This is a genomic window from Deltaproteobacteria bacterium IMCC39524, assembly GCA_029667085.1.
GTDB lineage: Bacteria > Desulfobacterota > Desulfuromonadia > Desulfuromonadales > BM103 > M0040.
Map to the genome: position 1 here is coordinate 29,679 of JARUHJ010000001.1, position 13,827 is coordinate 43,505.

The 13,827-nt window shown below is 50.7% G+C and carries 11 protein-coding genes; 7 read left to right on the top strand and 4 right to left on the bottom strand.

Going from position 1 to position 13,827, the window contains the following annotated elements:
• Nucleotides 1-23 precede the first annotated feature (23 nt).
• The 4 genes from P9J64_00145 to P9J64_00160 form a co-directional block, all read right to left on the bottom strand.
• Nucleotides 24-1,247, bottom strand: a complete 1,224-nt coding sequence (locus P9J64_00145) for an MFS transporter (protein ID MDG5466724.1) — start codon at nt 1,245-1,247, stop codon at nt 24-26.
• A 115-nt stretch (nt 1,248-1,362) separates the two neighbouring features.
• Nucleotides 1,363-1,569, bottom strand: a complete 207-nt coding sequence (locus P9J64_00150; GenBank protein ID MDG5466725.1) for a ferredoxin — start codon at nt 1,567-1,569, stop codon at nt 1,363-1,365.
• A gap of 174 nt (nt 1,570-1,743) precedes the next feature.
• The gene (locus tag P9J64_00155) at nt 1,744-2,553 is read right to left on the bottom strand and encodes a mechanosensitive ion channel (protein MDG5466726.1); all 810 of its coding nucleotides are present in this window, start codon (nt 2,551-2,553) and stop codon (nt 1,744-1,746) included.
• A gap of 82 nt (nt 2,554-2,635) precedes the next feature.
• A complete protein-coding gene (locus P9J64_00160; GenBank protein ID MDG5466727.1) occupies nt 2,636-4,012 on the bottom strand; it encodes a sigma-54 dependent transcriptional regulator in 1,377 nt (458 codons plus the stop codon).
• 450 nt (nt 4,013-4,462) lie between these two features.
• Between P9J64_00160 and P9J64_00165 the strand changes: the two genes are divergently transcribed.
• The 7 genes from P9J64_00165 to P9J64_00195 all read left to right on the top strand — a co-directional run bounded on the left by P9J64_00165 (nt 4,463) and on the right by P9J64_00195 (nt 13,708).
• Nucleotides 4,463-7,918, top strand: coding sequence for a pyruvate carboxylase (locus P9J64_00165; protein MDG5466728.1), 3,456 nt, complete (start codon nt 4,463-4,465; stop codon nt 7,916-7,918).
• Nucleotides 7,919-8,049: 131 nt separating this feature from the next.
• Nucleotides 8,050-8,523, top strand: coding sequence for a hypothetical protein (locus P9J64_00170; GenBank protein ID MDG5466729.1), 474 nt, complete (start codon nt 8,050-8,052; stop codon nt 8,521-8,523).
• Nucleotides 8,524-8,791: 268 nt separating this feature from the next.
• A complete protein-coding gene (locus P9J64_00175) occupies nt 8,792-9,913 on the top strand; it encodes a branched-chain amino acid ABC transporter substrate-binding protein (protein ID MDG5466730.1) in 1,122 nt (373 codons plus the stop codon).
• Nucleotides 9,914-10,061: 148 nt separating this feature from the next.
• The gene (locus P9J64_00180) at nt 10,062-10,964 is read left to right on the top strand and encodes a branched-chain amino acid ABC transporter permease LivH (protein MDG5466731.1); all 903 of its coding nucleotides are present in this window, start codon (nt 10,062-10,064) and stop codon (nt 10,962-10,964) included.
• A 24-nt stretch (nt 10,965-10,988) separates the two neighbouring features.
• Entirely contained in the window at nt 10,989-12,215 is a 1,227-nt protein-coding gene (gene livM, locus P9J64_00185; GenBank protein MDG5466732.1) for a high-affinity branched-chain amino acid ABC transporter permease LivM, read from the top strand.
• A 1-nt stretch (nt 12,216) separates the two neighbouring features.
• Nucleotides 12,217-13,008, top strand: a complete 792-nt coding sequence (locus tag P9J64_00190) for an ABC transporter ATP-binding protein (GenBank protein ID MDG5466733.1) — start codon at nt 12,217-12,219, stop codon at nt 13,006-13,008.
• Nucleotides 13,001-13,708: an ABC transporter ATP-binding protein gene (locus tag P9J64_00195; GenBank protein MDG5466734.1), complete on the top strand. Its 708-nt coding sequence runs from the start codon at nt 13,001-13,003 to the stop codon at nt 13,706-13,708. Before P9J64_00190 ends, P9J64_00195 begins: the two co-directional genes overlap by 8 nt.
• The last annotated feature ends 119 nt before the right edge of the window (nt 13,709-13,827 follow it).

The window sequence follows — 13,827 nt, forward strand, 5'->3', positions numbered from 1 at the left end:
GTATTTTTCTCCAACCGCCTGGTTCAACTGCTCCAGACGGTTTTTGTGTGTTTTATAAACGGCCAGATGAGAACGGCAACAAGCAGAACCTGTGTGATAAGAAGAATCGTGAAACAAAAGCTGAGACCAGAACGATCGGCCATCATTCCGACCAAGGGGGCGCTGATCACAAAGCCGAGCCTGAAGGTTAGTGATTTAAGAGAAAGAATGCTGGCGCGTTCATGCCGATCACTCTGCTTTTGTAGAGCGAGGCGCAGAAAAGGCCCTTGAATACCGCGCATGATTGTGAGCAGGAAGTAGAAGGCGAAGCCCCAGATAAGTTGGTTGAAAGCCAGGCCTGTATAGCCAATCGCGATCAGTGATAAAAGGAGAATTGGTGTCCCTCTTGCCCCCAGGTGGTATTGGATGCGATGGCTTAAGAGAGAGCCGAATGAAACACAGAGGTTGGCAACGGCCCAGATCGGGCCGAACCATACCAGGGGAACATTGATCGATTGCATGTAAGGTTGAATCAGCCAGACTGGATAAAAAGATGCCAGCCCCAGCATGGCGGCGAGCAGGATACTGTAACGCAGGCCAGGTTTAAGTAAGAAGGCTTTGCGCGCAATTCCCAGGGCTTCGCGCAGATGGGAGGCTGTATGTCGTTTTGCTGCAGGGATCTCCTTCAGATTGCGGCAAACAAACAAGGCGGAAATCCAGACACCTATCTGCAGGAGGAAGGGCAGGAGGGGAAACCAGGCGTAGAGCGCTCCTGCGCCGATTGCGCCAGCGGCCTCCCCGGCCTGTGCCCAGGCGGTCATGCGGCCATCATGTTTCGCGTATTCCTCTTCCTTGCCTTCATGTCGAAGTGTTTCGTAGAGCAGGGCACTGTCTGCTCCGCTGATAAACGCATATGAGATGCCAAGCTGTATCTCGGCAACGAGAACGCCGGAAAATGAACCGGCGAAGGTATAGGTTGCCCAGCCAGTGATGCCGAACAGGCATGCGAGGTTGAGGGCAAACCGATAACCCAGACGGTCACTCAAGTAGCCTGACGGAAACTCCATGATCAGGGTTGCCAGGGAAAAGAGTGCTTGCAGCATGAGGATCTCAGAAAGGCTTAAACCGATCTGATCCTTCCAGAAAAGAGTGATGATGGCCATGGGCAGCAGGGCCATCTTCAGGCTGGCAAAGATGTTGAGAAGGAGGATGTTTCTTTTGAAGGTCTGTGGCGCGTGGTGCGTGGCGAGCGGAGAGGGGGTAGACATATTCAGATCTTAGAGGCCTGCGGCACAGAAGATTATATTACATGTAGACGTTTAACACCGAGTGTCAGCAGTGTGCATGAATAGTCTCCACGCCACACGCTATGTGCCGCAAGGTTTAAACCCAATAAATACAGGCCGAGGGACAATTGTCCATGGCGGACTCTATCTTAGCTTCCGGGGCGCCGGTGGGGTTGTGAACGACAGCTTTCTCGTGAGCGTGTCCGTTGTGACTGTCTTTCATGCTGAAGACCTCAGGACAGACCTGGGTGCAGACTTCACAGCCAATACAGCAGTCGGGGTCAATTGCGGGTGTGCGTGACATGTGTGCGCTCCTGGTAAACGAATTGTGATTAGACGTATTAGATTACTGCAAAAGAAAAATCTTGGCTAGGAGATTGTCGACTATCTAGTGCCTTATCTGTGTCTGGGGCAACAGGAAACGGCCTGGCAGGTATGCCAGGCCGTTATAAAAAATGTCGCAAATCTTGGACGCGTCTTACTTGGCGGAAGCCTCTTGCTGGTAGAGATGGACATCGCGCTGAGGGTAGGGGATGCCAATACCTTCTTCATCAAAGCGTGTTTTCACCGCGGCGTGCAAGTCGAAATGGACCCCCCAGTAGTCCGCTGCGTTCACCCAGGGGCGAAAGGCGAAGTTGACACTGTTATCGGCCAGGGCAAGGACACCGATCGTTGGGGCCGGCTCTTCAAGTATCCGGCTTTCTTTGGCGAGGATATCTTCAAGGACCTTCTTTACATGGCTTAAGTCCGCATCGTAGCTGACGCCGACAACCATGTCTATGCGCCGGGTCGATTTGGTCGAATAGTTGATAATGTTATCGCCGATCAACTTGCCGTTTGGAACGTAGACAGTCTTGTTGTCACCCGTTTTTAGTTGGGTAGAGAAGACGTTGAGGGTTTCGACGACACCGAGAACACCTGCCGCTTCAATAAAGTCGCCAGCTTTGAACTGTTTAAAAATCAGAATCATAACGCCTGCGGCGAAGTTGCCGAGTGAATCTTTCAGGGCCAGGCCAATAGCAAGACCGGCGGCACCAACAACGGCGACCAGCGATGTGGTTTGTATGCCCAGCTTGTTTAATGCCGCGATCACGGCAAAGGTTACGACGAGCGCGTTAATCAGGTTTCCGACAAAGCCGGTCAGAGCCTGGTCGGTATCACGGCGCTCCATCAGGCCTTTGACCAGTCGGGCAATCATCTTGGCGCCCCAGAAACCGATAGCGAGAATAATGATAGCGTAAGCAATGTTTGTGAACATTTGTGTCGCCACTGAAACCTCCTGTGTCATCTTGAACTCCTTAACTGAAAGTCGCTGGAATTGTTGATTAAATTAATTGTCTGCACTTTTGGCGGAATAAAACCTCGTCTTATTACATATCGTAACGTTTGATTTTTTCAACCAGGGTCGTGCGATTAAGGTTCAAGAGGGCGGCGGCACGGGCCTTGATGTTTCTCGATTTCTCCATCGCCTGTTTGATTAAGGTTCGTTCGACCTTTTCTATGGTTTCTGCGAGGTCGAGACCTTCCTCGGGGATATGCAAGATCGGGAGGTTGCCCTTTCCCTCCGCAGTGCCGCTGATTCTTGAAGGGAGGTCGTTTTGGCCGATCACGTCGCTGTCAGTCAGGGCGATAGCGCGCTCAATGACATTCTCCATCTCGCGAACATTTCCCGGCCAGGCGTAGTTTTCCAGGGCTCGAACGGCCTCAGTGGTCAACTCCAGTTGTGGCCGGTTCATGTCAATACATATTTTTTTCAGGAAATGCTTGGCCAGCAGTGGAATGTCCTCACGGCGATCCCGGAGTGGTGGCAGGAGGATGGGGATAACGTTCAGGCGGTAGTAAAGGTCTTCCCGGAACTCACCAGATTTAACACGATCCTCAAGGTCTGAGTTGGTTGCTGAAATGACACGGACGTCCAGGTTGACTTTACGTGAAGATCCGACCCTCTCCACCTCCTGTTCCTGGAGGACTCGCAGCAGCTTCATCTGCAGATGGAGAGGCATGGTGCCAATCTCGTCGAGAAAAATCGTGCCCTTGTTGGCGACCTCGAACTTTCCCGGCTTGTCGGCGATGGCCCCGGTGAAGGAGCCACGGACATGGCCGAAGAGTTCGCTTTCCAGGAGGTCTGCCGGGATGGCTCCACAGTTGATGTCGATAAAAGGTTTCTCTCTGCGCGTGCCGTTAAAATGGATAGCACGCGCTACCAGCTCTTTACCGGTCCCTGACTCACCGAGGATCAGGACTGTTGAGTCCGTATGGAGCATCTTCTCCATTCGGGAAAAGACCGGCTGGATGGCCGGGCTGTTGCCAATGATGTTGTCGAACTTGTACTTGCCGCGTAATTGCTGGCGAAGATAAAGGTTCTCAGCGACCAGTCTGCTCTGCTTGACGGCCTTGGCGATCAGAACTTTTAATTTCTCAAAGTTGAGAGGCTTGGTGATGTAGTCAAAGGCGCCTTCTTTCATCGCCTCGACAGCTGTTTCAGCTGACGCATTGCCCGTGATGAGAATGACGTTGCTGGGAATGGCGTGCTCTTTGACGTGCTTGAGGATGTCTATGCCGCTGACACCTGGCAGGAAAAGATCGGTAATGATGACATCATAGCCCTTTACCGAGAGTAAACTCAGCGCATCTTCGCCAGCGGCGACAGCGTCTACTCGATAGCTCTCGCGTTCCAGCAGCAGGGTGAGGCTTTCGCGACTGCCTGCTTCGTCGTCTATGAAGAGAATCTTTGCCGAATCGCTCATAATCTTTAAAGCGTTCCCTTTGCTGATCTCTTGTGAGAGTGCGTCATGAATTTGACGTTAATGGCAAACTATCATGGAGATTAAGGGTTTGCAAGAATATTTGAGCACGCCTGATGATTAACCGTTATTCAAAAGAGAAGGGCAACGTCTGGTTTGGTACGATAAGATCCCTAACCTGACAGGTTTGTCAGCTCCCCTGTTGTTCAGTGTCACTGAAATGCTGGCTTTCGAATCAAGGTATTTTTTATCAGTTATTTCAGAGGCTTGAAAATAGAACGGTTTTTTGCTTGACATACGCCCTTGCGTTTTGCTTAGATTGCGCCTATGGAGAATGACGTAAGTATTTAAATTCATTGAAAATTTTTATTCATACTAAATATTTAGCACGGCTATATTTTTTTAGTTTACATAAATGGCCCGTGCTTGAATCCCTTCAGGAGTGTAATCGATATGCCTATTAAGAAATTCCGTAAGGTTATGGCTGCAAACCGTGGTGAAATTGCAATCCGGATCTTCCGTGCGTGTACGGAACTTGGTATCAATACGGTGGCTATCTATTCAGAAGAAGACAAACTGTCTCTGCATCGTTACAAGGCTGACGAGGCCTACCAGATCGGCAAGGGCAAGGGACCGATCGATGCTTATCTGAGCATTGACGAAATTATCGATCTGGCGCGAAAAAAAGATGTTGATGCGATCCATCCGGGTTATGGCTTCCTTTCAGAAAATGCTGAATTTGCTGAAGCCTGTGAGCGCGCCGGTATCGTTTTCATCGGTCCTACTCCGGAAATCCAGCGTCGTGTCGGAGATAAAATCTCCGGTCGCAAGGTTGCCGTGGATGCCGGTGTTCCCGTTGTCCCAGGAACAGATGATCCGATCAAGAGCGAAGAAGAGGCGTTGATCTTCGCCAAGTCTGTTGGCTACCCGATTATCGTCAAGGCGAGTTCAGGTGGTGGCGGTCGCGGTATGCGCGTGGCGCAGAATCAGAAAGAGCTTCTCGAGGGGCTCAAGTCGGCTGCCTCAGAGGCCAAAGCGGCATTTGGCGATGCCACTATCTTCCTGGAGAAGTTTGTCGAGGATCCAAAGCATGTTGAAGTGCAGATTCTCGGCGATAACCACGGTAATATCGTTCATTTCTACGAGCGGGATTGCTCCATTCAGAGGCGCCATCAGAAGGTTATTGAGATTGCGCCTTCACTCTACCTCAACAACAAGAAACGCAAAGAGGTTTGTGATTATGCTCTGGCTCTGGCAAACCACGTTGGCTATCGCAACGCCGGTACCGTTGAGTTCCTCATGGATAAGCAGGGCAACTTCTACTTCATCGAAGTGAACCCGCGCATCCAGGTTGAGCATACTGTTACAGAGTTGGTCACCATGCGCAACCTCGTGCAGGCCCAGATTCGTATTGCTCAGGGCCATAAACTCTCGGATCCGGAGCTTGGCATCAAGAGCCAGAAAGATATTGAGCTCCGCGGCTATGCAATCCAAAGCCGGATCACAACGGAAGATCCAACCAACAATTTTGCTCCTGATTTCGGCACGATCAAGGCTTATCGTACGGCGGCTGGTTTTGGCGTGCGCCTCGATGCTGCGGCCGGTTACGCCGGGGCGATCATCTCTCCCCATTATGATTCCCTGCTGGTCAAGATCTCTACCTGGGGACTGACCTTTCCCGATGCCTCCAGAACAATGCATCGCGCACTGCAGGAATTCCGTATCCGCGGCGTTAAGACCAATATCGGCTTCCTTGAGAAGGTCATCACTCACCCGGTCTTCCTCGAAGGCAACTGTGATACCTCTTTTCTGGATCAGCATCCCGAAGTCTTTCAGCTCCCGGTTAAAAAGGACCGCGCCAACAAGATCCTCAGCTATATCGGCCACACCACGGTCAATGGTTACCCGGGTATCGCACCGGAGAAGCGCCTTAAGTTCTCCGATCTGCGCGAGCCAGAAATCCCGGAAATCGAATATGGTCAGCAACACCCACGCGGAACCCGCGACATCCTGCTCGACAAGGGGCCGGAAGGTTTGGCCCGTTGGGTGCTCAAGAATCGGCAGTTGATGATTACCGACACCATCTGGCGTGATGCACACCAGTCACTGATGGCGACGCGTTTTCGGACTCATGATCTTGATCTGATCGCCGAAGCAACCGCACATCTGGGTGGTGGTCTTTTCTCCCTCGAAATGTGGGGTGGGGCGACCTACGACGTGGCTATGCGCTTTTTGACCGAGGACCCATGGGAGCGTCTCGAGCGTCTGCGTAAAAAAGTACCGAATATCCTGTTCCAAATGTTGCTGCGCGGCTCCAATGCAGTGGGCTATACCAACTATCCTGACAACGTGGTTCAGGAGTTCACGGTCAAGGCAGCTGAGAGCGGTATCGATGTTTTCAGGATCTTCGACTCCCTGAACTGGACCAAGGGCATGCAGGTCGCCATGGATGCAGTGCGCGAGCGTACCAATTCGGTTTGCGAAGCCTCCATGTGTTACACCGGAGACATCCTCGACCCCAAACGCGACAAGTACCCTCTGGAGTACTACGTTAATCTGGCAAAAGAGCTGGAGAACATGGGTGCCCATATTCTGGCGATCAAAGATATGGCCGGACTGCTCAAGCCGTTTGCTGCAGAAAAGCTGGTCAAGGCCTTGAAGAACGAGATTGGCATTCCGATTCACCTCCACACTCATGATACTTCGAGCAATGGTGGCTCCATGTTGATGATGGCCGCCCAGGCCGGCGTTGATATTGTCGATGTTGCGCTTTCGTCAGTGTCGGGTCTGACTGCACAGCCGAACATGAATGCTTTGCTCGCGACTCTCGAAGGCTCTATCTGGGATCCGCAGTTGGATCAGGGGGGTATGCAGAAACTGGCGAACTACTGGGAGACAGTACGCACCTATTACGAGCCTTTTGAGTCTGAGTTGCGCAGCGGAACTGCTCAGGTTTACCATCACGAAATTCCCGGTGGTCAATATTCCAACTACAAGCCGCAGGTCGAAGGCCTCGGTCTTGGTCATCGTTGGGAAGAGTGCAAAGAAATGTATCGCAAGGTCAACGACCTCTTTGGTGATGTCATCAAGGTCACCCCGTCTTCCAAAATCGTGGGCGATATGGCGATGTTCCTGGTGCAGAACAACCTTGAGCCGGAAGATGTCTTTACCAAGGGCGCAGATCTGGCCTTTCCACAGGGTGTGGTCGATTTTTTCAAAGGCATGATCGGGCAACCGGTTGGTGGCTTCCCTCCGGAATTGCAGAAGATAATCCTCAAGGGAGAGCAGCCTCTCACCTGTCGGCCAGGTGAATTGCTTGAACCTGTTGATTTTGCCGCCAAGCAGGAGGAGCTGCAGACCAAGCTCGGCCATAATGTCAGCGAGCGCGATGTCCTCTCGGCCGTACTCTATCCGGGTGTTTTTGAAGAGTATGATCGGTTTCGCCAGGAATACAGCGACACCTCTTTCCTGCCGACTCCAGTCTTCTTCTACGGGCTGGATGTCGGTGATGAGGTTAGCATAGACATCGAGGCCGGCAAGACCCTGATTATCAAGTTGAACGCTGTTGGCAGAGTCCATGAAGACGGTACGCGTAATATCTATTTTGAGCTGAATGGAGAGCCACGCGTGGTGAAGGTCAAGGATTTGTCCGCTGAGACTGATGTCGTCAGCCATGAAAAAGCTGATCCTGCCAATGTCAAACATGTTGGCGCGCCCATGCCGGGAAAAGTCTTCAAAATCATGGCTGTTGTTGGAGAAAAAATTTCAGCAGGGGAGACTTTGCTCACCACTGAAGCGATGAAGATGGAAACCAACGTCAAGGCCAAGGTTGATGGAGTGGTCGCGGAAATTCGATTTGGTGAGGCTGATCAGGTTGACCAGGGCGACCTATTGGTTATTCTTGAATAGCGCAAGCCATCGAACCGGGGGAGGGGAGTGTGGTGAAAATCTTCACTTCCCTCATTTGAGAAAAAATGATATTTCTTGTGACTGATAAATTTTTACTAACTTGAAATTATCATGATGCGGGGATGGATCTTATGTCAATAAACTGGCTGCTTCTGGGTGGACACCAATTACAAAAACGCGAGGTGATTCCTGACCAGGATGTGCAGAAAACTGAAGTGGTCACCGAGTGCTATTGTCCCAATGGGCATTCGGTCCTTTCCGATGGGCACAAGTTCCAGGGCCATCCGGGACTCTCACTCATGCTTAAGAGCAAAACGAGTGAAGGTTTGCTCATCATCAGTCCGGTCCTTGGTGACCGGGATAGAAACTTTGTAGGCTTTGAAAGAAAGGCCGGCGAGGTTGTCGATATCTGTTGCCCGACTTGTTCGGAAGCTTTTCCAATCTACAACCAGTGTCCCTGCGGTGCCCACCTTGTCGCTCTCTTTACGTCACCCAAGGCTCATTTTGCTCAGTGCATCGGTATTTGCCAGCGCCTTGGTTGTCTGCACTCGGAGCTGCTCAGCGAGCGTGATCTTCGTCTTTACAGCCGGCAGGATTATCTCTGAGCTGTCGGCCCCCATGTAAGTCTTGCTTAGCGTGTTGTTATCTCTTCTTGAACTCGCTTTCCCTTAGTCCTCAATTTTTTTGTCATATAATCCAGTGACAGGATCGTTTCCTCCTGCAATCTTTGGCCTTTCGTCTTTCGATTAAATCTTGACGCGTGAAGGGCTATCCCTTATAACAAAATACTATTGAATTGGTCTGGAATCTGGGTTCGTTGAACGTCTGACGTTTTCAGGTTAAACAACATGTTGATTTTCTAAAGGAGGCAGTATGCGTAAGACAGTACTAAAAAAGCTTATCCTGGTTGCTCTGTTGAGCATGGTTGTTCCCGCAACAGCTTTTGCTGCGGATACAATCAAGATTGGTGTAGCTGGTCCTCATACGGGCGATCTCGCCCCTTACGGTATCCCGACCAAGGAAGCTGCCGAGATGGTTGCTGACCAGGTCAACGCCGCTGGCGGCGTTCTTGGTATGCAAGTAGAAGTTATGCCGATGGACGATCAATGCAAGCCTGAGATTGCGACCAATGCTGCGACCAAATTGGTTTCCCAGGGTGTTGACGTGGTTATCGGTCACGTTTGTTCCGGCGCGACCAAGGCTGCTCTCGGTATCTACAAAGAAGCTAACATCATTGCCGTTTCCCCTTCGGCAACCAACCCACCTCTGACTCAGAGCGGTGACTATCCAAACTTCTACCGCACAATTGCTCCTGATGATGATCAGGGAAAGCTTGCTGCTGAATTTGCGACCGACAAGCTTGGTGCCAAGAAGATTGCTATCCTTCACGACAAAGGTGACTACGGCAAAGGTTTTGCCGATTTCTCCAAGCAGTTTGTAGAAGCCGGTGGCAAAGCTGAGGTTGTCCTGTTTGAAGGTGTTACTCCCGGTGCCATGGATTACTCAGCTGTCGTACAAAAAGTTCGTCGTGAGGGTGCTGATGCGGTTATTTTCGGCGGCTACCATCCTGAGGCCTCCAAGCTGGTTTCTCAGATGAACAAGAAGCGCATGAAAATTCCCTTCATTGGTCCCGACGGTGTTAAGGGCAACGGTTTCCTCGAAATCGCTGGCAAAGACGCTGAAGGCGTTTACGCGACGGGTCCGATGGACGTTTCTGCCTATGCTGAAAACCAGCAGGCAAAAGCTGATTACACCAGCAAATATGGCAAAGAGGCTGGGACCTTCTTCGATCAGGGTTATGCTGCTATGCAGGCGATTCTGAATGCAATTGAAGTCTCCGGTGGCACCGACTATGCCGGTCTGGAAAAAGCTCTCAGAAGTTCTTATGTTGAAACTGCCGTTGGTAAGATTAAGTTTGATGCTAAAGGTGATGCCGAAGGTGTTGGCTTCTCTGTCTTCCAGGTACAAGGTGGTCAGTTCGTTGAGCTGAAGTAGTCGGCTGGATGTGAATTGTTTAAAGCGGGGGATAGGCTTAGCCTATCCCCCAGTTTTTTGTGTTATAACTAAGCAACAAGAAGTAACTAAGTAAAAGCAACCGGGTCGTCGGTTGTAATCTCACTTTTAAGGACAGTGGAAAACATCGATGGAATATTTTCTTGAACTCTCAAGTAGCGGTTTGGTCCGAGGCAGTATTTACGCCCTGATCGCGCTGGGTTACACGATGGTATACGGCATCATTCAGCTGATAAATTTCGCCCATGGTGAAATTTATATGATTGGTGCTTTCGTTGCCCTGATCGTCTCCGGGGTGCTGACGATCTATGGCTTTTCCGGGGTCTCTATTCTTATCCTGGCTGCCCTGATCGCTGCGATTTATGCGGCGGCTTATGGCTATACCCTGGAAAAGATCGCATATCGGCCTCTGCGGAATGCTCCACGACTCTCGCCATTGATCAGTGCTATCGGTATGTCGCTGTTTCTGCAGAATTATGTTCTTCTCGCACAAACCCCTGATTTCCTGCCGTTTCCTGCGCTTATCCCGGATTTCGATTTTATGGAACCGATTGCGCATATCATGGGTTCGCCTGAGTTGGTGATTCTGGTGACAAGTGCTGTCAGCATGGTTGCTTTGACTGTGCTCATCAAATATACCCGAATCGGTAAAGCAATGCGGGCGACACAGCAGGATATGACCATGGCTCGCCTGGTTGGTGTCAATGTCGACAATGTCATCTCAATGACCTTTATTATCGGCTCTGTCCTGGCGGCAATCGGTGGTGTCCTGGTTGGTTCCTACATCGGCCAGATCAACTTCTATATCGGTTTTATGGCAGGCGTGAAAGCTTTTACAGCCGCGGTTCTTGGCGGTATTGGCAACATTCCCGGGGCCGTTCTTGGTGCCCTCGTTCTGGGCCTTACCGAGGCGTATGCCGCTGGCTATATCTCGAGCGCCTACGAAGATGTTTTTGCCTTTGGCGTCCTGGTACTTATCCTGATATTGCGTCCTTCCGGGCTGCTTGGGAAAGCCGTTAAATTGAAGGTCTGATCCTAAAAAGATGGTGTGAATACAATGGCGAATAATGTTAAACAATCTGTCCTGATTGCACTCTGGTTTGTGTTCTTGACCTTCCCATTGCTGGTGGTTAAGGTTAATACACTCAAAAATATCGTTGAGTGGCGCTGGATAAATATGCTGTGGGTTGCTATTGGCGCTTTTGCGCTGTCCATCGTATGGCGCTGGGCAATGGCTCAGCGACAACTCAAAAGCAAGAAGGCTGAACTGGGCGAAGAAGAGTTGGCCAAGCCCGGTTTTGGACTGAGATTGCTGGAAGATCCGAAAATCTTCAAGCCGTTTCTGGCGGTGCTTGCCCTGGTGACCCTTGTCTTCCCCCTGGTTGTCGACATCTACCAAACCAATATCATGGTTCTGGCCCTGATTTTCGTGGTCCTCGGCCTTGGCCTCAACGTCACGGTTGGCCTCGCTGGTTTGCTGGACCTCGGTTATGTCGCTTTCTTTGCTGTTGGTGCTTACACCTATGGCGTCTTAAACAGCTTCTTTGGCTTTGGCTTCTGGATAAGCCTGCCGATCGGTGGCTTGATGGGTGCCTTGTTCGGGATCGCTCTGGGTTTCCCGATATTGCGCTTGCGTGGTGATTACCTGGCAATCGTAACTCTTGGCTTCGGCTCCATCGCCAAAATTGTCATTGAAAACTGGGAAGAGGTCTTCAACGGCGCCAAGGGCATCGCCGGTATTCCTCGTCCAGGGTTCTTCGGTGCGGAAATGACTATCACCGCCGCAACGACCTATACCTATTATTTGATGATTCTGATGGTTGTCTTCGCCATCTTTATTACCAATCGACTCAAAGACTCGCGTATCGGGCGTGCCTGGATGGCCTTGCGTGAGGATGAAATTGCCTGCGTGGCAATGGGCGTTGATATGGCAAAAACCAAGTTGGGTGCCTATGCTTTCGGAGCTTTTTGGGCTGGCCTCGCTGGCGTTATCTTTGCTTCGCGAAATACTTACATCAACCCCAATAGTTTCACCTTTATGGAGTCAGCTCTGGTTCTTTCCATTGTTGTCATGGGCGGTATGGGGTCGATCGTCGGTGTTATTATCGCGGCCTTGGTGCTGATCCTTATGCCTGAATATTTAAGAGCCTTCGCTGAATACCGAATGCTGATGTTTGGTGCGGTGATGGTGCTGATGATGATCTTCCGTCCCGAAGGGTTGATTGCCAACGTGCGCCGGAAATACACTGGTCGCAAGGTGACGACGGAGGGTGCCAATGTCTGAAATGAATAACACATTGCTTGAGGTCAATGACCTGACCATGGACTTTGGCGGCTTGCGTGCTGTCGATTCTGTTTCGCTGAACGTCTGTGCAGGTGAGATTGTCGCCCTGATCGGCCCCAACGGTGCAGGAAAGACAACCTTCTTCAATTGCGTAACCGGGATTTATAAGCCGACCAACGGTGATGTTCTGGTTCATCCACCCGAAAAGAAATCGCAGAAAATCAACGGTTTCAAGTCTAACCGGGTTACGACAATCGGTATGGCAAGAACGTTTCAAAATATTCGCCTGTTTCAGAATATGACGGTTCTCGAAAACGTTATGATTGGTCGTCACTGTAGGACCACAACGAATATTATTGGTGCTATTTTACGCGGCAAGAAGACCAAGCGTCAGGAACGGGAAACGGTCGAACGAAGTTATGACCTTCTCGAAAAGGTTGGTCTGCTTGATGATGCCGATGAGTTTGCCAAGAACCTGCCTTACGGTGCCCAGCGTCGACTCGAGATAGCCCGTGCCATGGCGACGGATCCTTTCCTTCTGTTGCTTGATGAGCCTGCTGCAGGCATGAACCCACAGGAGACCAAGGACCTCGACGAGCTGATTGTTCGCATCCGCGATATGGAGAAAATTGCAATCCTGCTCATTGAGCACGATATGAAACTGGTTATGAATATTTCTGATCGAATTTACGTTATGGAATACGGCAAGGAAATTGCGCAAGGGGCGCCAATGGATATACGCAACAACCCGAAAGTCATCGAAGCTTATCTCGGGGAGGAAACCGATGCTTGAGCTACGTAATGTCGACACCTATTACGGAAACATCCAGGCACTTAAAGGTATTTCCATTGATGTAAACGAGGGTGAGATTGTTACTTTGATCGGCGCCAACGGTGCCGGCAAGAGCACTACCTTGATGACGATCTGTGGTGTGACGCCGCCGCGAAGTGGAGAAATTTACTTCAAGGATACGCCGATCCATAAGATGTCGACAGAAAAGATCGTTGCCATGGGCCTCGTTCAGGTTCCTGAGGGTCGGCGTATTTTTCCGACCATGTCAGTTCTGGAGAATCTGGAGATGGGAACGTTTCTGCGTCGAGATAAAAGTGATATCCAGAAAGATATTGATTATGTTTTTGATCTCTTCCCGATCCTGGCCCAACGCCGTTCCCAGATGGGTGGTACCCTAAGCGGCGGCGAGCAGCAGATGCTGGCGATATCCAGAGCCTTGATGGCACGTCCCCGTGTGCTTTTACTCGATGAACCGTCTCTGGGGTTGGCGCCTTTGATAATTAAACAGATCTTTGAAATTATAAAAAAAATCAATCAGGAGCAGAAGACCACGATCTTTCTGGTCGAGCAGAATGCCAACCAGGCATTGAAGTTAGCGGATCGAGGTTACGTTATGGAAAATGGTCATATTACCCTGACTGATACTGCTGCCAACCTGTTGGATAACGAACAGGTTAAATCGGCTTATCTGGGACTATAGCTTCAAGGCATTGATTGTTAGCTATTAAGGTCGCGGGAGTGGTTGATAATCAACCACTCCCGCTTTCGTTTTAGAGGTGCTGGAGTATGTAGGGGGAGTTGATGGTAAGGGCCGTCGAA